At 71.8% G+C, this 21148-nt stretch carries 23 protein-coding genes and 1 pseudogene; 13 read left to right on the top strand and 11 right to left on the bottom strand.

The window, feature by feature from the left end; translation table 11 throughout:
* Positions 1 to 53 precede the first annotated feature (53 nt).
* The 3 genes from ABD256_RS39740 to ABD256_RS39730 all read left to right on the top strand — a co-directional run bounded on the left by ABD256_RS39740 (position 54) and on the right by ABD256_RS39730 (position 1921).
* Positions 54 to 884, top strand: a complete 831-nt coding sequence (locus tag ABD256_RS39740; protein ID WP_344430788.1) for an inositol monophosphatase family protein — start codon at positions 54 to 56, stop codon at positions 882 to 884.
* Positions 885 to 1018: 134 nt separating this feature from the next.
* The gene (locus tag ABD256_RS39735) at positions 1019 to 1447 is read left to right on the top strand and encodes a zinc ribbon domain-containing protein (protein ID WP_344430786.1); all 429 of its coding nucleotides are present in this window, start codon (positions 1019 to 1021) and stop codon (positions 1445 to 1447) included.
* Positions 1448 to 1567: 120 nt separating this feature from the next.
* Positions 1568 to 1921 carry a hypothetical protein gene (locus ABD256_RS39730; RefSeq protein ID WP_344430784.1) on the top strand — a complete coding sequence of 118 codons (354 nt, stop codon included), beginning with the start codon at positions 1568 to 1570 and terminating at the stop codon, positions 1919 to 1921.
* 13 nt (positions 1922 to 1934) lie between these two features.
* Here the strand turns inward: ABD256_RS39730 and ABD256_RS39725 are convergent, their stop codons facing one another.
* The 3 genes from ABD256_RS39725 to menD form a co-directional block, all read right to left on the bottom strand.
* Positions 1935 to 2411: a DUF3592 domain-containing protein gene (locus tag ABD256_RS39725; RefSeq protein WP_344430782.1), complete on the bottom strand. Its 477-nt coding sequence runs from the start codon at positions 2409 to 2411 to the stop codon at positions 1935 to 1937.
* 93 nt (positions 2412 to 2504) lie between these two features.
* The gene (locus ABD256_RS39720) at positions 2505 to 4025 is read right to left on the bottom strand and encodes a M1 family metallopeptidase (protein ID WP_344430780.1); all 1521 of its coding nucleotides are present in this window, start codon (positions 4023 to 4025) and stop codon (positions 2505 to 2507) included.
* 135 nt (positions 4026 to 4160) lie between these two features.
* Positions 4161 to 5831: a 2-succinyl-5-enolpyruvyl-6-hydroxy-3-cyclohexene-1-carboxylic-acid synthase gene (gene menD, locus ABD256_RS39715; RefSeq protein ID WP_344430836.1), complete on the bottom strand. Its 1671-nt coding sequence runs from the start codon at positions 5829 to 5831 to the stop codon at positions 4161 to 4163.
* 72 nt (positions 5832 to 5903) lie between these two features.
* On the opposite strand from menD, the gene ABD256_RS39710 reads away from it, so the two are divergent.
* The 4 genes and pseudogenes from ABD256_RS39710 to ABD256_RS39695 all read left to right on the top strand — a co-directional run bounded on the left by ABD256_RS39710 (position 5904) and on the right by ABD256_RS39695 (position 8387).
* Positions 5904 to 6827, top strand: coding sequence for a 1,4-dihydroxy-2-naphthoyl-CoA synthase (locus ABD256_RS39710; protein WP_344430778.1), 924 nt, complete (start codon positions 5904 to 5906; stop codon positions 6825 to 6827).
* A 1-nt stretch (position 6828) separates the two neighbouring features.
* A pseudogene (locus ABD256_RS39705) lies at positions 6829 to 7164 on the top strand (alpha/beta fold hydrolase); the annotation flags it as partial.
* Positions 7165 to 7187: 23 nt separating this feature from the next.
* Positions 7188 to 7484: an alpha/beta fold hydrolase gene (locus tag ABD256_RS39700; RefSeq protein ID WP_344430840.1), complete on the top strand. Its 297-nt coding sequence runs from the start codon at positions 7188 to 7190 to the stop codon at positions 7482 to 7484.
* A 63-nt stretch (positions 7485 to 7547) separates the two neighbouring features.
* Entirely contained in the window at positions 7548 to 8387 is an 840-nt protein-coding gene (locus ABD256_RS39695; protein WP_344430776.1) for a patatin-like phospholipase family protein, read from the top strand.
* A 7-nt stretch (positions 8388 to 8394) separates the two neighbouring features.
* Here the strand turns inward: ABD256_RS39695 and ABD256_RS39690 are convergent, their stop codons facing one another.
* Positions 8395 to 8904 (bottom strand): TetR/AcrR family transcriptional regulator, encoded by a 510-nt coding sequence (locus ABD256_RS39690; RefSeq protein WP_344430774.1) that lies wholly within the window; start codon positions 8902 to 8904, stop codon positions 8395 to 8397.
* Between the two features lie 88 nt (positions 8905 to 8992).
* On the opposite strand from ABD256_RS39690, the gene ABD256_RS39685 reads away from it, so the two are divergent.
* The 4 genes from ABD256_RS39685 to ABD256_RS39670 all read left to right on the top strand — a co-directional run bounded on the left by ABD256_RS39685 (position 8993) and on the right by ABD256_RS39670 (position 12792).
* Positions 8993 to 10045 carry an FAD-dependent monooxygenase gene (locus tag ABD256_RS39685; RefSeq protein ID WP_344430772.1) on the top strand — a complete coding sequence of 351 codons (1053 nt, stop codon included), beginning with the start codon at positions 8993 to 8995 and terminating at the stop codon, positions 10043 to 10045.
* Between the two features lie 36 nt (positions 10046 to 10081).
* Positions 10082 to 11224 (top strand): o-succinylbenzoate--CoA ligase, encoded by a 1143-nt coding sequence (gene menE, locus ABD256_RS39680; RefSeq protein ID WP_344430770.1) that lies wholly within the window; start codon positions 10082 to 10084, stop codon positions 11222 to 11224.
* 30 nt (positions 11225 to 11254) lie between these two features.
* Positions 11255 to 12124: a 1,4-dihydroxy-2-naphthoate polyprenyltransferase gene (locus ABD256_RS39675; RefSeq protein WP_344430768.1), complete on the top strand. Its 870-nt coding sequence runs from the start codon at positions 11255 to 11257 to the stop codon at positions 12122 to 12124.
* Positions 12125 to 12192: 68 nt separating this feature from the next.
* Complete coding sequence (locus ABD256_RS39670) at positions 12193 to 12792, top strand: helix-turn-helix domain-containing protein (RefSeq protein WP_344430766.1); 600 nt, start codon at positions 12193 to 12195, stop codon at positions 12790 to 12792.
* 7 nt (positions 12793 to 12799) lie between these two features.
* Here ABD256_RS39670 and cds1 read toward each other — a convergent pair whose 3' ends face one another.
* From cds1 to ABD256_RS39655, 3 genes are read right to left on the bottom strand one after another with little or no spacing between them, the layout of a single operon-like run.
* Positions 12800 to 13882, bottom strand: a complete 1083-nt coding sequence (gene cds1, locus ABD256_RS39665; RefSeq protein WP_344430764.1) for an L-cysteine desulfhydrase Cds1 — start codon at positions 13880 to 13882, stop codon at positions 12800 to 12802.
* Entirely contained in the window at positions 13879 to 14163 is a 285-nt protein-coding gene (locus tag ABD256_RS39660; RefSeq protein WP_344430762.1) for a DUF4229 domain-containing protein, read from the bottom strand. Before ABD256_RS39660 ends, cds1 begins: the two co-directional genes overlap by 4 nt.
* Positions 14164 to 14173: 10 nt before the next feature.
* Complete coding sequence (locus ABD256_RS39655) at positions 14174 to 14644, bottom strand: Lrp/AsnC family transcriptional regulator (RefSeq protein ID WP_344430760.1); 471 nt, start codon at positions 14642 to 14644, stop codon at positions 14174 to 14176.
* A 226-nt stretch (positions 14645 to 14870) separates the two neighbouring features.
* On the opposite strand from ABD256_RS39655, the gene ABD256_RS39650 reads away from it, so the two are divergent.
* Positions 14871 to 15083, top strand: coding sequence for a BldC family transcriptional regulator (locus ABD256_RS39650; RefSeq protein WP_215548137.1), 213 nt, complete (start codon positions 14871 to 14873; stop codon positions 15081 to 15083).
* A gap of 192 nt (positions 15084 to 15275) precedes the next feature.
* Entirely contained in the window at positions 15276 to 15458 is a 183-nt protein-coding gene (locus ABD256_RS39645) for a hypothetical protein (RefSeq protein WP_344430752.1), read from the top strand.
* 134 nt (positions 15459 to 15592) lie between these two features.
* Here ABD256_RS39645 and ABD256_RS39640 read toward each other — a convergent pair whose 3' ends face one another.
* From ABD256_RS39640 to ABD256_RS39625, 4 genes are all read right to left on the bottom strand, one after another.
* The gene (locus tag ABD256_RS39640; RefSeq protein WP_344430750.1) at positions 15593 to 17113 is read right to left on the bottom strand and encodes a MinD/ParA family ATP-binding protein; all 1521 of its coding nucleotides are present in this window, start codon (positions 17111 to 17113) and stop codon (positions 15593 to 15595) included.
* 89 nt (positions 17114 to 17202) lie between these two features.
* Positions 17203 to 18183: a c-type cytochrome biogenesis protein CcsB gene (gene ccsB / locus ABD256_RS39635; RefSeq protein WP_344430748.1), complete on the bottom strand. Its 981-nt coding sequence runs from the start codon at positions 18181 to 18183 to the stop codon at positions 17203 to 17205.
* A gap of 1 nt (position 18184) precedes the next feature.
* On the bottom strand, positions 18185 to 19798 hold the full coding sequence (gene resB / locus ABD256_RS39630; RefSeq protein WP_344430746.1) for a cytochrome c biogenesis protein ResB: 1614 nt from the start codon (positions 19796 to 19798) through the stop codon (positions 18185 to 18187).
* On the bottom strand, positions 19795 to 20568 hold the full coding sequence (locus tag ABD256_RS39625) for a cytochrome c biogenesis CcdA family protein (protein ID WP_344430744.1): 774 nt from the start codon (positions 20566 to 20568) through the stop codon (positions 19795 to 19797). Before ABD256_RS39625 ends, resB begins: the two co-directional genes overlap by 4 nt.
* Between the last annotated feature and the right edge of the window lie 580 nt (positions 20569 to 21148).

Genomic DNA, 21148 nt, shown 5'->3' with positions numbered 1-21148 from the left:
ATGTCATCTGCGCGACGCCCGCCGGACACCGGGCACGCCCACACTAAGGCGGCGTGACCCTCTTGTCCTCCCGCCCGTCCCAGCCGGTCGAGCCCGGCTTGCTGTCCCGCGCACTCGAAATCGCCGGACGGCTGGCGAACGACGCCACCGACGTCATCACCGCGACCGCGGGCAGGGGCGCGCGCCCCGACACCAAGGACTCGCCGTTCGACTGGGTCACCGACACCGACCGCATCCTCGAACGCCACACGCGCCGCGTGCTGACCGCGGAGTTCCCCGGTATCCCCGTCGTCGGCGAGGAGTTCGGCGCGGACCTCGGCGCCGACGTCGCCGAGTACCGCTGGGTGGTCGACCCGGTGGACGGCACCGCGAACTACGTCGCCGGCATGCCGTGGTGCGCCTACAGCCTCGCCCTGATCGACGCGTCCGGCCCGGTCGTCGGCGTGGTCGCCGACCCGTACCGCGCGCAGATCTACGCCGCCGCGCGCGGCCGCGGCGCGCGGGCGAACGGGCAGCCCGTGCGGCTGATCGACCGGTACGCCACCGCGGGCGCGATCGTCTGCACCGAACTGTCCCGCAGCGGGCCGTGGCCGGGCATGGGCGGGTTCATCGAACGCGCCGCCGCCGCGCACGCGGGCGTGCGCGTGCTCGGCTCGGCCGCGCTCTCGATCGCGCAGGTCGCGCTCGGGCACGCCGCCGCGGCCGTGCTGCACAGCTACCACGAGTGGGACGTCGCGGGCTCGGTCGCGATGGCGATCGAGGCGGGCGCGCACGTGCTCGACCGCCGCGGCGAGGGCACCGCGCTGCCCGCCGACGGCCTGCTCGTCGCGGCACCCGGCGTCGCCGAAGAAGTGCTCGCGTGGTGGCAGGAAACAGCCGTCTGAGCTGGGCTTCCGGGTCATACCCGGCATATCCGGCGGTATCGGCATCACCGAGATCACGAATCGTCCGCGGGAGCCACATCGGGGCCCGCCGCGTCGTAGGGTGCGTTCTCCCCCGATGACCCAGGAGCTCCACGATGATCATTTACGGCTGGCGGACGAAGGTGCACGACCGCGGCACCGCGACGCTCGTGTGCGCCCAGTGCCAGAACCCGGCCGCGCACGTGGTGCGCAACGCGGTCAAGAAGTTCACGCTGTTCTGGATCCCGCTGTTCCCGATCGGCTCGAAGTGGTTCACGCAGTGCACCTTCTGCGGTGCGGCGAACAAGACCACCAAGGCCGAGGCGCAGCAGGTCATGAACACCGCTCAGGGCGGGCAGCCCCCGCAGGCGACGCAGCAGCTCGCGCCCCAGCAGCAGTACCAGCACCAGCCGCAGGCCCAGCACCCGCCGCGGCAGCAGTTCCCGCAGGGCGGCCAGTTCGCGCCGCCGCAGCAGGGCCAGCCGCCGTACCCGCCGCAGCAGGGGTATCCGCAGCAGCAGTACCCGCCGCATCCCGGCCGCTGAGCGGTTCTTCGGTCACGGTCCCGGCGGCCGGTCCTCCCGGTGCGCCGAGGCCGTTCCGGCGGCCGCGCTACCCGGTTGGACGCTGTCGCTGAACCTGGTCGCGGTGCGACCGTGAGTGGTATGGCCGACGCGGATTCGCCAGCGCTGTTCCCGGAGTCCGAGCTGCGCCGGGGCACCGGGCTGGATGTCTTCCGCCGCCGTCTCCGGCACGCGCGCCCCGCGACCGCGCCGGTGCTGCCGGACCCGCTGGCGTGGGCGGCCGCGCATCCCGGCGCCCGCGGCCGCGCCCCCTCGGGCACGGTCCACGAAGTCACCGCTCGCTGGCTTCCCGCCTGCGGCGCGGGCCTCAACGGCTGGGATGCCCGCGGCCTGGTGCCCACCGCCGACGAGGTCACCTGTGCCCGCTGCCTCGGCAACCGGCGCCGCCGCGAACTCGCCACCGCCGGGCAGCTCGAACTCGACCTCTTCCGCTGACTCCCCGCCGTCGTTATGCGGCGGGCGACTCTTCGGCCACGGCCTCGGCGGCCGGTTCGCCCGGTGCGCCGAGGTTCTTCCGGCGGCGGCCGAGCCACCAGAGCAGCGGGCCAGCCACCACCCAGGTCACCAGCGCCGTGCTGCCCAGCGGCACCCAGGTCAGCTCCGCCGTCCGCCCGGCGACCCTGACCAGATCGGGATCGGTGGTGTCGTACTCGACCCACACCAGGTCACCGGCGGTGAGCCCGCTCGGGTAGAGCACGCCCGTCGACGGGCTGTGCAGGTTCCCGTCCTGCGCGACGTACCGGATGATCGTGCGGTCGAACGCGACCGAGTCGACGTCGGCCTGAGCCCGGCCGAGGTGGCTCTCGATCGCGTGGTCGTTGCGGATCGCGGCGAACAGCAGTCCCGCGCACAGCACCGTGACGACGACGGCGGCGCCGAGCACGACCCGCCTGCCGATCCGCAGCCGCCGCTCGATGTTCGCCACGTGCCGAGCATAGGACCGCCGGTCGCCGACTCGCCCGGGTGGGCGGTCCGCGACCGGCGGCCCGGTCCCCCTCAGCTCCTGCTGCGCTAGGGCTCAGCCCCGCGCGAGCGCCTCGTGGTTCGCCAGGATCTGCGGCAGCGACTTCGGCGCTGACGGCGCCGCGGCCGAACGCGCCGAGGCCGCCGTCTTCGCCGCGGTGCCGTTCGGGCCCGCCGCGGGCTTGCCCTTGGTGAACAGCCAGGTCTGGAACAGGTCGTACAGCGGCTTGCCGGAAATCTTCTCCGCGAGCGCGATGAACTCCGGGATGACCGCGTGGCCGCCCTTCTTCACCTGCTGCCACGTCTTCAGCGTCGTGAAGAACGCGTCGTCGCCGACGGCGGTGCGCAACGCCTGCAGCGCCATCCCGCCGCGGTCGTAGACGGCACCGTCGAACTGCTTGTCCGCGCCGGGGGCGCCGGGAAGGACCTGCCAGAACGCGTCGCCGGCCGCGTGCGAGTCGTAGAGGTACTGGGTCAGCTCGCCCGTGGTGCCCTCACCCTCGTGCTCCGACCACAGGTACTCCGCGTAGCTCGCGAAACCCTCGTTCAGCCAGATGTCGCTCCACCTGCCGAGCGACACGTTGTCGCCGAACCACTGGTGGGCGTTCTCGTGCGCGATGAGCGTGGTGTTCGAGCCCGCCGCGAAGTTGCGCGCGCCGTAGACCGGACGGGTCTGGTCCTCCAGCGAGAACCGGATGCCGGTGGTGACCACGCCGCCTTCCGCCTCGAACGGGTAGGGGCCGAACTTGCTCGCCAGGAACTCGTTGACCTCCGGCGTGCGCTCCACGCTGGCCTTCGCCGCGTCGAGCGACGGGCCGAGGTCCGCGCCGTAGGCGGTGACGAACGGCTTGCCGTCCGGCGTGGTGGCCTGGTGCACCTCGAAGTTGCCGACCTCGAGCGAGGACAGGTAGGTGGCCTGCGGGTTGGTGCTGCGCCAGTTCCACCTCGTCCAGCCCGCGCGGTGCTTCGTCTTGCTCACCAGCGTGCCGTTGGACAGCGCGGAGACGGCGTCGGGCACCTCGACCGACACGTCGAAGGTGGCCTTGTCGGTGGGGTGGTCGTTCGACGGGTACCACCACTCGGCGCTCTGCGGCTCGTCGACGGCGAGCGCGCCGTCCGGCGTCTTCTTCCACGCGGTGACGCCGTCGATGGCGACCTTCGACGGCGTGTCGGCGTAGTTGACCGCGACCGTGATCGGCTGGTTCGCGGCCAGCGGCGCGGCCGGGGTGACCACCAGCTCGCTGGGGTCCTTGGGGTCGTTCGCGAACTTCGCGGGCGCGTTGTTCACGCGCACCGAGTTGACCTTCAGGCCGAAGTCGAGGTTGAAGCTCGACAGCTCCTGCGTCGTGGTCGCGAGGATCGTGGTGGTCCCGGCGAGCTGGTCGGTGGCGGGCTGGTAGGTGAGGCGGATGTCGTAGTGGGCGACGTCGTAGCCGCCGTTCCCGGCACCGGGGTAGTACGGGTCCCCCGCGCCGGGGGCGCCCGGGGCGGGTGCCGCGCTGGCGGTGGAAGCGAGCAGGACCGTCGCGACCGAAGTGGCGATCGCCCCCAGACCCGCACGAGTTCTGACGCGCATCGAATCCTCCATCTGTTCACTCGAAGCGCGCTGAACCTATCCCCGTGATCGACTGGCGAGCACCGTCCGAAGGGCGGGTCTTGCCATCTGGGACGACCTGGCCCCGAACCGTGTCCCAACGTTCCTGAACGGTGCTCAAGCGTTCTCGACCGCGGCGGACACCGCGGCACGCACGCGGGCGTGCAGATCACGGTGCCGGGAGCGGTCCACCCGCACCTCGACCACCCTGAGCCCCGGCCGCGGCCGCAACGCCGCGCGGAACTCCGTCAGCGTCTCGGCGAGCACGTGCGGCACGCGGAACCCGGCGCACAGCGCGCCGAGATCGGCGCCGTGCGGGGTGCCGAACACCCGCTCGAAGCTCGCGCTGTGCTCCGGCGCGCCCTGTTCGAGCAGCGAGAAGATGCCGCCGCCGTCGTCGTTCAGCACGACGAACGTCAGGTCCGGCCGCTCCTCGACCGGGCCCGCGAGCAGTCCGTTCGCGTCGTGCAGGAAAGTCAGGTCGCCGACCAGCGCGTACGACGGGCCCCGGTGCACCGACGCCGCGCCGATCGCCGTCGACACCATCCCGTCGATCCCGGCGACCCCGCGGTTGCGGTGCACCAGCACGTCCGGCCGGATCCCGCCGGCGAGCGCCACGTCCCGCGTCGGGTTCGACGAGCCGACCACCAGCAGCGAGTCCTGCGGCAGCGCGCCGACCAGCTCCGCGGCCAGCCGCAGTCCGCTCGGCCACGGCTCCTCGGCGATCGCGGTGCCCACCGCGGCCTTCGCGGCGGCGTCGGCGCGCTGCCACGCGGGCAGCCAGTCCGGGTCCGCCGGTTTCGTCGGCTCGGCGAACCACTGCCCGACCTGCCGCACGTTGTGCGCGGGGGCCGGCCAGTCCGAATCGGGCCGCACCAGCAGCACCTCGACGTCCGGATCCGAGAGCAGGCCCTGCACCTGCCGGAACACCGTCGGCCGCCCGATGCAGAGCACCTGCTCCGGCTTGTGCCGCGCGATGAAGTCCTCGACGCCGAGCAGCCACGCGCCGGTGCCGATCGCGGTGTCGCCGGCCAGGCCGAGCCCACCCGTCTCGGACACCACCGGCCAGCCGTGCGCCTGCGCCCACTCGCTCGCCGCGCGCACCCCGGAGTCGCACGCGATGACCAGGCCGTAGCGCGCCGAGGGCACCACGAACGCGGGCAGCGCGCCGTAGTCGGGCAGCTCGGTCCAGCGCGCGCCGCCCGCCCTGCCTTCCAGCGACTCGAACCAGTCCTCGCCCCCGTCGGGCACCAGCGGCTCGCGGAACGGCACGTTCAGGTGCACCGGCCCGCAGCGCCATTCCCCGTACGCGGCGTTCCACGCGCGGCAGATCTGGCTGCGCCAGTACGCGTTCTGCCCGGCACGCCGCTCGGCGACCGCGAGCTCGTCGTAGTAGCGGACCGCGTTGCCGTAGAGGTTCTGCTGGTCGATCACCTGGCTGGCGCCGGCCGAGCGCAGCTCCGGCGGGCGGTCCGCGGTCAGCACGATCAGCGGCACCCCGGCGCGGTCGGCCTCCAGTACCGCGGGGTGGAAGTTCGCCGCGGCCGTCCCCGAGGTGCACACGACGGCGACCGGGCGGCCGGTGCGCGCGGCGATCCCGAGCGCGAGGAAGGCGGCGCCCCGCTCGTCGATCCGCACGTGCAGCCGCAGTTTCCCGGCCGACGCGGCGTCGTAGAGCGCGATCGACAGCGGCGCGTTCCGTGAGCCGGGGCAGAGCACCACGTGCGAAACGGTGTTGCGGACGAGCTCGTCGGCGACGACCCGTGCCTGTGCGGTCGACGGGTTCACCGGCGGCCGCGCAGCCACGAGTCGCCGGATGTGGTCTCCCTACTCACACGCACACGTCCTATTCTCCCAAACGTGGATGACGCCCAGGTTTCCGAGCTGTTCGACCCGTCCGTGTGGAGCGAAGCCGAGGGGTTCAGCTTCACTGACATCACTTACCACCGCTCGGCTGAGAGCCGATCCGGCAAGCGCGTCGCGCGGATCGCGTTCGACCGGCCGGAGGTCCGCAACGCCTTCCGCCCGCACACCGTGGACGAGCTGTACCGCGCGCTCGACCACGCCAGGATGAGCTCCGACGTGGGCGCGGTACTGCTGACCGGCAACGGGCCGTCGCCGAAGGACCGGGGCTGGGCGTTCTGCTCCGGTGGTGACCAGCGTATTCGCGGACGGTCCGGCTATCAGTACGCGGACGGCGAGACCTCGGACACGGTCGACCCGGCGCGCGCGGGCAGGCTGCACATCCTCGAGGTGCAGCGGCTGATCAGGTTCATGCCCAAGGTGGTGATCGCGGTCGTCCCCGGCTGGGCGGCGGGTGGCGGGCACTCGCTGCACGTGGTGTGCGACCTCACGCTGGCCTCCGAGGAGCACGCGCGGTTCAAGCAGACCGACGCCGACGTCGGCTCGTTCGACGGCGGTTACGGCTCGGCCTACCTGGCGAAGCAGGTCGGGCAGAAGTTCGCCCGCGAGATCTTCTTCCTCGGCCGGGCCTACACCGCGGCGCAGATGCACGCGATGGGCGCGGTCAACGCCGTCGTCCCGCACGCCGGGCTGGAGTCCGAGGCGCTGACCTGGGCGTGGGAGATCAACGGCAAGTCGCCGACCGCGCAGCGCATGCTCAAGTACGCGTTCAACCTCGCCGACGACGGCCTGATGGGCCAGCAGCTGTTCGCGGGCGAAGCCACCCGGTTGGCGTACATGCAGGACGAAGCCGTCGAAGGCCGCGACGCGTTCCTCCAGAAGCGCGACCCGGACTGGTCCGGCTACCCGTACCACTACTGACATGCGGGTCAACGGACGCGAACTGCACGTCGCCGACACCGGCGGTACCGGACCGCCGCTGCTGCTCGGGCACGGCTACTTCCTGGACCACACCGTCTTCGACGCGCAGGCCGAAGCGCTCGCGCCGCGGTGGCGGGTGATCCGCTGGGACGCGCCGGCGCACGGCGAATCCCCCGACGTCGACGGCCCCTTCACCTACTGGGACGCCGCCCGCGACGTGCTGGCCATGATGGACGCGCTCGGCCTGCCGTCCGCGACCGTCGGCGGCATCTCGCAGGGCGGCTTCATCGCGCTGCGCACGGCACTGCTCGCGCCGGAGCGCGTGACCGGCCTGGTGCTGATGGACACCGAGGCGACGACGTGCACGCGGCCGCGTGGCGGGAGCGCTGGCGTGCCCGCGCGAGCCTGCCGCTCGGCGAAACCGCGCGCTGCCTGCTCGACCGCGACGACGTCTCCGGCAGGCTCGGCGAGATCACCTGCCCGGCGCTGCTGCTCTGGGGTTCGCGGGACCGTTCGCTGCCGCGCGACCGGATGGAGCTGCTGCGCGACCGCCTGCCGTCGGCGACCGCGGTCCACGTCGTCGAAGGGGCCGCCCACACGCCCGCGCTGACCCACCCCGGCCAGGTCACCGAAGCCCTGCTGGCCTTCCTCCGCTGAGCCGCCCCGACGACGTTTCGCGGGCAAACTGTCGTCACGGAAGTCGACGAAAGGGAGTGGACCGTGGCTGAAGAGGCGCTGGTGCTCGGTGGCGGCGGGGTGGCCGGGATCGCCTGGACCACCGGGCTGCTGGCCGGGCTGGCCGACCGCGGGACCGATGTCACCGGCGCGGACCTGCTCGTCGGCACGTCCGCGGGCTCGGCCGTCGCCGCCCAGCTCGGCAGCGGGCTCCCCCTCGGCGACCTCTACGCCCGCCAGACCGAGCCGTCGCTGCAGGCCGCGGAGATCGCGGCCGAACTCGATCTCGAGGCCTTCGCCGGCGCCTTCGGGGCGATCTTCGAAACCCAGCCGACCTATGCCGAGGTCCGGCGGGCCATCGGCGAGTTCGCGCTGGCCGCCGACACCGTGCCCGAAGCCGATCGGCGCGCCGCCATCGCATCCCGCCTGCCCTCCCCCGAGTGGCCGTCGCGGCGCATCCTGATCGTGGCCGTCGACGCCGGGACCGGGGAGCCGCGCGTGTTCGAGCGCGGCTCCGGCGTCCCGCTCGTCGACGCGGTCGCCGCGAGCTGCGCGGTCCCCGGGATCTGGCCGCCGGTCACCATCGAAGGCAGGCGCTACGTGGACGGCGGCATGCGCTCCGGCGAGAACGCCGACTACGCGGCGGGCGCGAACCGCGTGCTGATCGTCGCCCCGATGGGCGTCGAGTCGCCGTTCCCCGCCGAGCACCCGCTGCCCGAGGTCATCGACGACCTGCGGTCCTCCGGCACGTCGGTCGCGGTCGTCGCCCCCGACGAGGCGTCGTTCGCCGCGATGGGCACCAACCCGCTCGACCCCGGCACCCGCCGCCCCGCCGCCGAAGCGGGCCGGGCGCAGGGCCGCGCGCTCACGCTCGCCTACGCGTAAGCACCGGCTAGGTGTTCTCGCGCAGTGCGCGGACGCCGCGCAGGACGGCGGCACGGAGTTTCTCGGGCGGCTCGTCGGCGTAGGCGATCACCGGATCGCTCAGCATCGCGACGGTCTGGGCGGCGCGGATCCGCTCGTCGAAATCCGGGTCGTCCCCCGCGATGAGGCGGTTCGCCCTGATCATGATCCGGGCGTACCGCAGCGCGATGCTGGTCTGCAGCGACACGTCGGTCATGAGGTTGCTCCGCATCATGTGGCGGTGCTTGAGGTGTACGTCGAGCAGTGCCTCGATGACCCCGTCCGGCGACTTCGGCGAGTCCAGCACCGCTTCCAGGTCTTCGAGGTAGGGATCCGCGAGCGCGGCGAGGATGTCCGTCTTGGCCGGGAAGTGGTACAGCACGGCCGTTTTCGTCAGCCCCAGCCGCTCCGCGATCTCCCGCACCGAGGTGTTCTGGAAGCCGCGCTCGGCGAACAGCCGCCGGGCGGTGTCCAGTATCCGCGCACGCGTGGTCAGCACCCGCTCAGCCTAGACTTGCCTGACCGTTGGTCAGTAGCGTAGCCTTCTGTTGTTCTGACCGACGGTCAGTAAAACAAAGGGGAATGACGTGCACGTGTTGATTTCCGGGGCGGGCATCGCCGGTCCGACACTGGCCCACAGGCTCTCCCGGCTGGGGATCCGCAGCACGGTGGTGGAGCGCTCCGACGGGCGGCGGGGCGGCGGCGGGCCGATCGACCTGCGCGGCCGGACCGTGGAACTCGCCGGCCGCATGGGCATCCTGAACGAGGTCGAGGCCGTCCGGACGCATACGGAGGGCGTCAGCTTCGTCGACGCGGACGGCCGCACGGTGCTGGCGGTCGACCCGGCCGTGTCCGGCGACCTGGAACTGGAGCGCGACGATCTCGTTCGAATCCTGCACGACGCCACCAGAAACGACGTGGAATACGTTTTCGACGATTCGATCCGCGCCCTCGCGCAGGACGATGCCGGGGTCGACGTCGAATTCGAGCGCGGTGCGCCCCGCCGGTTCGACCTCGTGCTCGGCGCGGACGGCCTGCATTCGACGGTCCGCCGCCTCGTCTTCGGCCCCGAGTCCTCGTTCGCGCGGTATCTCGGGCTGTACTCGGCGTCGGTGGGGGTGGATCCCGGGCTCGGCCGCGAAAACCGGGGGGTGCTGCACCAGGAGCCGGGCCGCACGGCGGGTGTGTACAGCTACCGGGGCAAGGCCGCCGCGTTCTTCGCGTTCCGGCCGCGGGAGTTCCCCGGCGACCTCCGGGAGACCGCGCAGCAGAAGAAGCTGGTCACCGAGGCCTACGCGGGCATGGGCTGGCAGGTGCCGAAGCTGCTGGCCGAACTGGAGGCCGCGGAAGGCATCTACGCCGACGCGGTCAGCCAGATCCACCTGCCGTCCTGGTCCGCTGGCCGGGTGGCGCTGCTCGGGGACGCCGCGTACTGCGCGTCGTTCCTGACCGGGATGGGCACGAGCCTGGCGATGCTCGGCGCGGACGCGCTCGCCGAAGGGCTCGCCACCGGCGACCACCGTGCCGCCTTCGCCCGCTACGAAGAAGCGTTCCGCCCCGAGGTCACCCGGCACCAGGCCGGGATCGACGAGTCCGCCGCCCGCGTCGTCCTGCCGCACGCCGTCGAACACGCCATCTAGACTCGGCCGGAGGCGGGTGAATCCGGGAGGTCGGCGGTGCGGGAAGTCTGGCTCGACGACGCACCGGCATCCATCGACCGCCTCCGCCGGGCCCTTTCCGACGCGCTCGCCGGGGGCCCCGCCGTCCTGCCGCTCGACGCGAACGACCCGTCGGCGCCCGCGCTGCGCGACAGCATGGCGCCCGATGAGCCAGTGGAACCCGGTACCGCGGCGATCATCGCGACCTCGGGTTCCACGGGTGCCCCCAAGGGCGTGCTGCTCTCCGCCGCCGCGCTGACCGCGTCCGCGCGCGCGACCCACGAGCGGCTCGGCGGCGACGGGCACTGGCTGCTGGCAACGCCCGCCCGCTACATCGGCGGGCTCCAGGTCCTGGTCCGCGCGCTGCTGGCGGGCACCGAGCCCGCGATCCTGCCGCCGGGGCCGTTCCGTCCCGACGGGTTCGCCGAAGCCGCCGCGCCGCTGCTGAAGTCCCCGGGCCCGCGCTACACCGCGATGGTGCCGACCCAGCTCGTCCGCCTGCTCGACGCGGGCGGCGCCGGTCTGGACGCCGCGCGCGCGTTCGACCGCATCATCCTGGGCGCCGCCGCGACCCCGCCCGCGCTGCGCGAGCGCGCGGCGGACGCGGGCGTCCGGATCGTGCCCGCCTACGGCATGAGCGAAACCGCCAGCGGCTGCGTCTACGACGGCGTGCCGCTGAACGGCGTGCACGTATCACTGGCGGAGGGCCGCGTGCTGATCTCCGGCCCGGTGCTGGCAGGCGGCTACCGGCTCCGGCCGGACGAGACGGCGGAATCCTTCGTCGACGGGGCCTTCCGGACCAGCGACGAAGGCCGGTTCGACGCCGACGGGCGGCTGGAAGTGCTCGGCCGCGTGGACGACATGATCAACACCGGCGGGGTGAAGGTGCCCGCCGGTGCGGTCGAACGCGTGCTCGCCGCCTGCGACGGCGTGCGCGAAGCCTGCGTGGTCGGCGTGCCGGACCCGCAGTGGGGCGAGGCCGTGGCCGCCGCGATCGTGGCCGAAGGCCCGCGAACCGGCATCGCACCACTGCGCGCGGCGGTCCGCGACGCGCTCGGCGCCGCCGCGGCCCCGAAGCGGATCGAATTCCTCGACGCGCTCCCCCTGCGCGGACCGGGCAAGGTGGACCGGCGCTCGGTTCGCGACACCCTGCTGCCCTGACCCCGCGCGTCCCCGGAAAGAATGATCGTCATGGCAACCGTGTCGGAATGGATCGAAGGCGCGCGGCCGCGCACCCTGCCGAACGCCGTGGCCCCGGTCGTCGCCGGTGTCGGCGCCGCGGCCGCCCTCGACGCCTTCACCTGGTGGCAGTCGCTGCTGGCCCTGCTGGTGGCGCTGGCGCTGATCGTCGGCGTGAACTACGCGAACGACTATTCCGACGGTGTGCGCGGCACCGACGAGAACCGGGTCGGCCCGCTGCGGCTCGTCGGTTCCGGGACCGCCGCGCCGAAGAGGGTCCTCGCCGCCGCGCTCGCCAGCCTCGGCCTCGCCGGGGTGCTCGGGCTGGTGCTCGTCGCGGCGAGCGGCCGCTGGTGGCTGCTCGCGATGGGCGCGGTCTGCATCCTCGGCGCGTGGTTCTACACCGGCGGCAAGAAGCCCTACGGCTACTACGGCTTCGGCGAGATCGCGGTGTTCGTCTTCTTCGGCCTGGCCGGCGTGCTCGGCACCGTCTACGTGCAGGCGGGGCGCGTGAGCTGGGTCGCACTCGGCTGCGCGGTCGCGGTCGGGTCGTTCTCGTGCGCGGTGCTGACCGCGAACAACCTGCGCGACATCCCGACCGACGTCGAAGCGGGCAAGCGGACGCTGGCCACGCGGCTCGGCGACCGGGGCACGCGGCGCCTCTACCTGGCGCTGGTCGCCGTGCCGTACCTGGTCAGCCTGGCCTTGATCGCGACGGGCACGTTCGCCTGGGTCGCGCTGGTCACCGCGCCGATGCTGGTCAAATCGGTCAGGGCGATCCGCACCGGGCACGGCCGCGAGCTGATCCCGGCGCTGCGCGACACCGGGCTGGCGATGCTCGCCTGGGCGGTCCTCACCGCCGCCGCGCTCGCCATCGGCTGAGCACGGTCAAGTTCCAGTAACAGCAACAGGAGTTGCCGTTTTCGCGACGGGCGTGCTGCACTCGCGGCGTGCAGCATTCCGCCGCGGTAGACCGCGCACTGACCGAAGTCGGGCCACGGCTCAAGCGGCTGCGCACCCAGCGGGGTGTCACGCTGGACGCGCTGGCCACCTCGACCGGCATCTCGAAGAGCACCCTGTCCCGCCTGGAGTCCGGCCGGCGCCGCCCGAGCCTCGAACTGCTGCTCCCGATCTCACTGGCGCACCAGGTCCCGCTCGACGAACTCGTCGGCGCGCCGGAGGTCGGCGATCCGCGCGTCCGCGTGCGGCCGAGGCGCGCGAACGGCAACATCGTGCTGCCGCTGACCCGCCAGCCCGGCCCGATCCAGACCTACAAGATGATCCTGCCCGCCAAGCGGAGCACGCCGGAGCTGCGCACCCACGAGGGTTACGAATGGCTGTACGTGCTCTCCGGCCGCCTGCGGCTGGTGCTGGCCGACCACGACCTGGTGCTGGGCCCCGGCGAGGCCGCCGAGTTCGACACGCGGCTGCCGCACTGGTTCGGCAGCACCGGGGACGGGCCGGTCGAAATGCTCAGCCTCTTCGGGCGCCAGGGCGAACGCGTGCACGTCCGCGCCCGCCCGCGGGAAACCGCGGGGCACGGGGGCTGACCGCGCCTCACCCCGCGGGCAGGAACTTCCCGCTGGTCATGAACTCGTCCATGGCAAGCCGGTGCGGCTCGATGTCGAGGTCGTGCTCGGCGAGCCACTCGTCGTTGTAGTAGGTGTGCGCGTACCGGTCACCGCCGTCGCACAGCAGGGTGACGATGCTGCCCGCCTGCCCCTCGGCCACCATCCGCGAGATCAGCTGGAAGGCCCCGTACAGGTTCGTCCCGGTGGATCCGCCCGCCCACAGGCCGGTGCGCTCGCGCAGCAGCCGGATCGCCGCCATCGAGCCCGCGTCCGGCACCGGGAACATCTCGTCGATCACGCCCGGCACGAACGACGGCTCCACGCGCGGGCGGCCGATGCCCTCGATCCGCGACGGCATCCCCGTCCCGTAGTCGAGCGCGCCGGTCTGCCACGCGCCGTAGAACGCCGAGTTCTCGGGGTCGACGACGCCGATCTTGGTGGTGTGCCGTTTGTAGCGGACGTACCGGCCGAACGTCGCGCTGGTGCCGCCGGTCCCCGCGCCGACCACGATCCAGGCCGGCACCGGGTGCCGCTCGGACCGCATCTGCGCGAACACCGACTCGGCGATGTTGTTGTTGCCGCGCCAGTCGGTCGCGCGCTCGGCATAGGTGAACTGGTCTAGGTAGTGCCCGTCGCACTCCGCCGCGAGCCGTTCCGCCTCGTCGTACATGGCCAGCGGGACGTCGACGTAGTAGCAGCGGCCGCCGTAGAACTCGATGAGCGCGATCTTCTCCGGGCTCGTCTTCCTCGGCACCACGGTGACGAACTCGAGGCCGAGCATGCGCGCGAAGTACGCCTCCGACACCGCCGTCGAGCCGCTCGACGCCTCGATGAGGACGGTGTCCGGGCCGATCTGGCCGTTGACCAGGCCGTAGAGGAACAGCGACCGGGCGAGCCGGTGCTTGAGCGAGCCGGTCGGGTGCACCGACTCGTCCTTCAGGTAGAGGTCGACGCCCCATTCGGGCGGCAACGGGAAGGTGTGCAGGTGCGTGTCGGCACTGCGGTTCGCGTCCGCTTCGATGATGCGGACGGCTTCACGGACCCAGGCGCGGTTCTTCAGCAGGCTCACACTTCACCGCGCAGCTCGGCACGCAGCTTCGCGCGCTCGCGGGCGCGGCGCTCGTTACGCATGGCGAGCCCCGCGGTGACGCGGGCGTTGAGCTTGCGGAGCGCGAGCAGGCCGATCGGCAGGCCCGCCACGAGGCCGACGGCGAGCGCGACCAGCAGCGGGACCTTGACCAGGACCAGCAGCACGGCCAGCACCGCGACGATCGCGAACCGCGCCAGCACGTACAGCGTCAGGTCTCGGCCGAGGGTGCTCGCTGGCCGTTCATCGGGCGCTTCACTCACGCCGTCGAGATTACGCGCCGCCTTCCCTGGCCTCCAAAGCGACGTTGTTCGGCCTGCCTTCGAAGCGGGTCGAGAGCACGACCGTGGTGTGCGTGCGGGCGACGCCGTCGATGCGGCGCAGCCTGCCGAGGCTGCGCTCGAGATCGTCGACGGTCGCGACCCTGACCTTCACCACGAACGCGTCGTTGCCCGCGACCGCGTAGCAGCTCTCCACCTCGGCGAGCTTGCCCAGCTCCTCGGCGACGTCGTCGTCGAAGGCGGTGTCGGTGGGCTGGATGCCGACCAGCGCGGTCACCCCGAGGCCGACAGTGCCGGGATCCACCGTCGCGTGGTAGCCGGTGATCACACCCGCGCTTTCGAGCTTGCCGACCCGTTCGTGCACCGAAGACGCGGACAGTCCGACCGAGCGCCCGAGCTCGGCGTAGGTCGCGCGCCCGTCGAGGCGCAGGGCAGCGATGATCCGCCGGTCAACCGAATCCATGGACAGACCCTAACCATCCCGGCCCCCGGCACCACCCGCGAGCCCTTGACCTGCGGCGGACGAGAAATGTCCCTTTAGTCCTTTAAGGGCTCTTTACTCTTAGCCAACCGTTCGAGTACCTGACGGGTGAGATGCCACGATTGCCCTAGTTGGCTACCGGTGCCGACGGCCTGGACGACCGTTGACGATTTCCGGTATAGCACCGAAGTCGTAAAGGAGGCGGAAGATGACCGCGACCATGGGAGGACGTCTGCTCACCCCGGGCGAAGTCGCCGCGCTGTTCAGGGTCGACCCGAAGACGGTCACGAGGTGGGCCACCGCGGGCCGCATCGGCTCGATCCGCACCCCCGGCGGGCACCGCAGGTTCCGCGAGTCCGAGGTCAACGAACTGCTCGCCGAGCTGACCACCGACGCCAGCGAGCCGACCCGCGCCGTCTGACAGCCCACCGCGCCGCGTTCTCGTCCCGGGAACGCGAGCTGGTTGTCCCCGGCGCGCGACACCCCGGAGAAGTCCCGGCACGGTTGCGGCGAGATCGCAGGCGAACCGTGAGGGTGCCGCGTCCCCGAATCCCGACAAAAGGGTTAACCTCGGGGGACCACGACCGCGCGGCATACCGGAAGGGAGCCGAGCATGATCTACCTGCTCGCGGCGATCGGCGCGCTGACCATCGCCGTACTTCTCTGGCGGGCCTTCGGTGCGGAGCGAGTGGGTGTGCCCTCCCGGCGCACTTCCGTCGCGCCGGACGACGACCCGGATTTCCTGCGTAAACTCGCCGAGGACCAGCACAAGCCCCACGACGAGAAGGACCGCTGAACCCAGCGGAGCCGACACGCCGCGCCCGTCCACCCCGGACCGGCGCGGCGTCGTCGTTTGAGACCCGTTTCACAGCCGCGAACGCGGCGGTTCCGCCGAGGACACCCCGGATACGGTAAAGGTGGGTTTTACCCTTACTTGCGCGGGAACGCGTCCGCGACCGTCGCCGCCAGTTCGAGCAGGCTCAGCCTGGTGCCGGTCTGGAGCCGGTCGAGTTCGATCTCCGCGCCCTCTTCGAGGTGCGGGTCGAACGGGATGCGGCACACCGCGCGGACCCTGGCGCCGAAGTGCGCGGACAGCTTGTCGAGGTCGACCGAGCCGCCCTTCGGGCGCACTGAGTTGATCACCGCGACCGAGCGCTTCACCAGTTCGCCGTACCCGTGCGCGTCGAGCCAGTCGACCGTCGCGGACGCGCTGCGCGCGCCGTCGACCGAGCCGGAGGACACGATGACCAGCGCGTCGGCGACGTCGAGGACGCCCTTCATCGCGGAGTGCATGAGGCCGGTGCCGCAGTCGGTGAGCACGATGTTGTAGAAGTGCTCCAGCAGGGTGACCGTGCGCCGGTAGTCCTCCTCCGAGAACGCCTCGGAGACCGCCGGGTCCTGCTCGCTGGCCAGGATCTCGAGGCGGCTCGAACCCTGCGAGGTGTAGGACCGGACGTCGCTGTACCTGGTGATCTTGTCCGCGTCGCGCAGCAGGTGCCGGACGGTCGCGGTGGTCTCGATCGGGATCTTCTGCGACAGCGTGCCGCGGTCCGGGTTCGCGTCGACCGCGACGACCCGGTCCCCGCGCAGCGACGCGAAGGTCGAGCCGAGCGTGGTGGTCGTGGTGGTCTTGCCGACGCCGCCCTTGAGGCTCAGCATCGCGATCTTGTAGCACCCGCGCAGCGGCTGGTTGACGCGCGCGATCAGCTCGCGCTGCTGGCGGTCGGCCGGGCTCTCACCGGGGTTGATGAGCTTGCCGGAGCCGAGGTAGACGGCCTTGCGCCAGCCCGACTGCGGACGCCGCTTGACCTGCTTGACCAGGTGCGCGCTGGTCAGGTCGTCACCACCGGCCAGCGCGTGCCTGCCCCCGCCCTGCTGCTGCGCGGTCGGCTGCGGCAGGGGCGGGTACCCCGGCGGGGCCTGCTGCTGCTCGTATGGCTGCTGCTCGTACTGCTGCGGCGGGGGCGCGGCGTACTGCGGCGGCTGCAGCGGCGGGAGCTGCTGGTCGTAGGGCACCGCGTACTGCGGCTGCGGTGGCGGCTGCTGGCCGGGAGGCGGCGGCTCGGTGTACCCGTGCTGCTCCTGGTAGACGGGCTGCTGCTGCTCGGGGTACCCGGCCTGCGGCTGGGCCGCCGGGTAGCCGGGCGCGTACTGCGGCTGGCTGCCGGCGACCGGGAACGGCCCGGACGACGGGTCGGCCGGCTTCGCCGGGTCGGCGGGTGGCGGCGCGGGCTGCGCCTGCTGCGCGGGTGGCTGTTGGGCCGCCTGCGCGGGCGGATGCGGCGCGGAATCGGTCCGGTCCTCGGCGAACAGCGGGCCGGATTCACCCGGTTGCGCGGTGGGGGCCGAATGCTCCGGCGGCGGGGGCGGCGCCCACTGCGTCGGCGAGTCCGCGGAGATGCCGTCCTGTTCCTGGTGGCCAGGCACCGATTCGTCGTTGGTTCCCGTCACCAGTGCCATCCTCCTCGCGCTGCCCCGCCGGTCGTGCCGGTCGCCCGGTGGTCTTCAGTGACGACGGTAGTCGGCAAGCGCGCGCGATGTCAGTTGACCCCGGCGTACGAGTGCAGGCCCGCGGTGACGAGGTTGACGAAGAACAGGTTGAACACGGTGAGCGCGAACCCGATGGTGTTGATGACCGCCGCCCTGGTGCCGCGCCAGCCCGCCGTCGCGCGCGAGTGCAGGTACGCGGCGTAGACGACCCACGCGATGAAGGCGACGGTCTCCTTCGGGTCCCAGCCCCAGAACCGGCCCCACGCCGCCTCCGCCCACACCGCGCCGCACAGCACGCCGAAGGTGAACACCGGGAAGGCGAGCACGGTGGTCCGGTAGGCGACCCGGTCGAGCACGTCGGACGACGGCAGCTTCGGGCCGAACTTCGCGAACTTGGCGTTGTCGCGCTCGTAAGCGGAGCGGAACAGGAACAGCACGCTCGCGACGCCGGGGATCAGGAACACACCGGACGCGAGGATCGCCGCGGAGACGTGGATGACCAGCCAGTACGACTGGAGCGCCGGCTGCACCGGAGCCGCGGTCGTGTAGAGCATCGTGCCGTTGATGAACATCAGGATCACCACGGGCAGCAGCACGAACCCGGAGAGGTGCCGGACGTCGAACTTCTTGATCACGACGAGCCAGGCGGCCATGGCGACGAAGGTGACCGCCATGATGTATTCGTACATGTTGCCCCACGGCGCGCGGCTGACCGCGAGGCCGCGCAGCACCAGCGCGGACAGGTGCAGCAGCACGCCGAGCACCACGAGCGCGGCGCCCATCCGGCCGATCCGCGCCGCCCTCGCGGGCGGGATCAGGCCGGTGTTCGCGACTTTCGACGGCACCTCTTCGACGACCGGGGGGCCGCCCGCGCCGGCGAGTTCGCGTGTCTTGGCGCGTTCGGCGGCCTGGCGGCCGCGCACGCCGAAGGACTGTTCGATCAGCAGGAAGATCAACGCGAGCACGTAGATCGCGACCGCGGTCGTGTAGGCGTAGTCGCTGAAGCGCGACAGGTTCTCGTTGATCGGCATGTCAGTTCCCGTTCTTCCCGTCGAGGAGATCGCGCGCGATCCGGGTGAACTCCTCGCCGTAGCCTGCCTGATCCGTGCGGGCGAGCCCGCCGACTTCTACTACGGTACGTCGTACATCCTCGGCGCCGTCCACCGGGGTCACCCGCACCCACACGCGCCGCCGCTTGACCAGCAGCGACGCCGCGAGACCCAGCAGCATGGCCACCGCGAACACCAGCACGTACACCTGCGTCGGATCGTGCGAGACCTGGAGCATCACCCACTGCTTGACGCCGTCGAACCGGATCTTCGTGCCGTCGTCGAGTGCGATCGACTGGCCGACGGCGAGGTTCTCACGCGCGACCTTCTTGAGCCTGCCGTCGTCGACCATCTGCTGGTCGACCTCGTAGATCGACTGCGGCTTCCCGGTGTCCAGGCCGAGATCGCCGCGGAGCACGTCGACGGCGACCTTCGGGTCCTTGAGCCCCGGCGCGATCGAGGTGAGCACGTTGCCGTGCAGGAACGGCGTCGGCGCGAACAGCCCGGTCACCGCGATCTGGCGCGACCGCCGCTGGGCCGAGTCCCCGATCCCGGGCTCGTCGAACTTCGTCGCACCCTCCGACAGGTAGGTCTGCGGGTTCACCGGCCGCCACTGGGTGCTCATCGTCCTCGACTTGCCGTCGGGGTAGGTCACCGTGAACGCGGGCGTGTAGCCGTGGTTGATCAGGTAGACGCGGTCGCCGTCGGTGCGCAGCGGCTCGTTGACCTCGAGGTGGTAGGGCCGCCACGTGCCGCTGTCGAGATCGGCGCCCGCCTGGTACTGGATGTCCGACTCGTAGTGCTCCGGCTGCCCGTCCGCGGTGTAACCGGCCTTGAACCCGTCGACCTTGAGGCAGAACGGGGTGAGGCTCGTGCCGTCGATGCTGAGGCCGGGCCGGAAGTTGTCGTAGGCGTAGATGCCGGAGTTGCAGAACGAGGAGCCGTCCGCCTGGACCAGCACGTCGCCCTCGTAGCTGTACATCTTCCCGAGCGCGAAGAACACGATCACGCCAAGGATGCCGAAGTGGAAGATCACGTTGCCGGTCTCGCGGAGGTAGCCGCGCTCGGCGCTGACGGTGCGAACCCCGCCCGGCTCCTCGCGTTCGACCCGGCGCCAGCCGCGCAGCCGCGTGCGGACCGTGGCGAGCACGTCGTCCACGCCGCCGTCCAGCTCGGCCTTCCGGTGGTGCGGCATGCGCGCCAGGTTCCGCGGCGTCAGCACCGGCTTCGCGCGCATCTGCTTGACGAACTCGAAGCTGCGCGGCGTCAGGCAGCCGATCAGCGACACCATCAGCAGCAGGTAGATCGCGGAAAACCAGACGCTCGAATAGACCTCGAAGAACTGCAACCGGTCGAGGAGCTCGCCCCACCAGCCGTGCGCGGCGATGTACTCGTCGGTCTTCGTCGCGTTCAGCACCCGCTGCGGCAGCAGCGCGCCGGGCATCGCCGCGAGCGCGAGCAGGAAGAGCAGGATGAGCGCGGTGCGCATCGACGTCAGCCCGCGCCAGGTGTTGCGGAGGAAGGCGAGCACGCGCTTGAGCGGCGACGGGCGGTACGGCTTGCGCGGCTGCGCGGGGGGCGCTTCGGTCGTCGTCACAGCGGCAGCTCGAGTTCGCTCGCGAGTTCGTTGCGGATCCAGCCCATCAGATCTCCCCACAGGCCCGCGACCAGCAGCACGCCCACGATCAGCAGCAGCACCCCGCCGAAGATCTGGACCTTGCGGCCGTTGCGGCGCACCCAGTCGGTGGCGCGCACGGCCCAGCGGGCGCCGAGCGCGATGACGAGGAACGGCACCCCGAGCCCGATGCAGTACACCAGGATCAGCAGGTAGCCGCGCGCTTCGACGCCGCCGGTCGCGCTGGCCATGCTGGTGACCGCGGACAGCGTCGGGCCGAGGCACGGGGTCCAGCCGAGCCCGAAGATCGCGCCGAGCAGCGGCGCGCCCCACAGTCCGCCGCGCGGCACGTGGTGCGACCGGACCTCGCGCTGGAGCCAGGGGATCCAGCCGAGGAACACCAGCGCCATGCCGATCGTGAGCACGCCGCCGATGCGCTGGATGAGGTCCTGGTTGAGGGTCAGCGCGTCGCTCAGCCAGACGAGCGTGCCGAGCGTCGCGACGAACACGACGGTGAACCCGAGCACGAACAGCAGCGACGCCCCCATGACCGCGTAGCGGCCCTTCTTCCGCTCCTCACCGGCGCTGACCGCGGGCGCCTCGGCGCCGACGAGCGCGGCGAGATAGGCGAGGTAGCCGGGGACCAGCGGGACGACGCACGGGGAGGCGAACGAGATCGCCCCGGCGAGCAGCGCGACACCGGCGGCGAGCAGCAGCGGCCCCGAGGTGGCCAGCTCCGAAACCGCGTTCACCCTGATGAGGGTAGGGAATGTGGTTCTGGTGAACGTCGGCGGTGCCACTCATGAGTGCCGCCGGGCACTCATGAGGCGGGGCTCGCGGCGCCCCGGAGGTCACAGCGATGATGCGCGGCTGACGCGCGCGCGTCGATTCCGGTGCGAGGGGCGGCGGAACCGTGGAGCCGCCCCGGGGCTTGGTCCCCGAAGGACGCCTTCAGGGAATCTGACGCCACAATCCCGCCCCTCACGGCATACGACACCGCCACCCCCATGCCCCGAAGGCTCCCTTCACGGCACCCCATTCCCCCAAGGGCCCCTTCAGGGCATCCACCCCGGGACAGCGCACGCCCGCGAAGGCCACCTCCACGACATCCACGCCGATGAAGCCACCTGCGGAGCACGAGCGGAAACGTTTCCTTCGGGGCAGGAAACAGACCCGGCCAGATGCCCGCGAAGGTGGCGCCGGAGTCCCGGAAAAGCCACAGTGATGTGTGCGCGGATGTGTGCGCGTCGGTTCCGGTGAGGTGGGTGGCGGATGCGTGGAGCCGTCGGGGCCTTGGTCCGTGAAGGTCGCCTTCGGGGAATCTGACGCCGC

The sequence above is a fragment of the Amycolatopsis minnesotensis genome (assembly GCF_039529815.1).
Taxonomy (GTDB): domain Bacteria; phylum Actinomycetota; class Actinomycetes; order Mycobacteriales; family Pseudonocardiaceae; genus Amycolatopsis; species Amycolatopsis minnesotensis.
The sequence above is the reverse complement of the archived record's forward strand: the minus strand, read 5'-3'. Positions and strand labels throughout refer to the sequence as shown.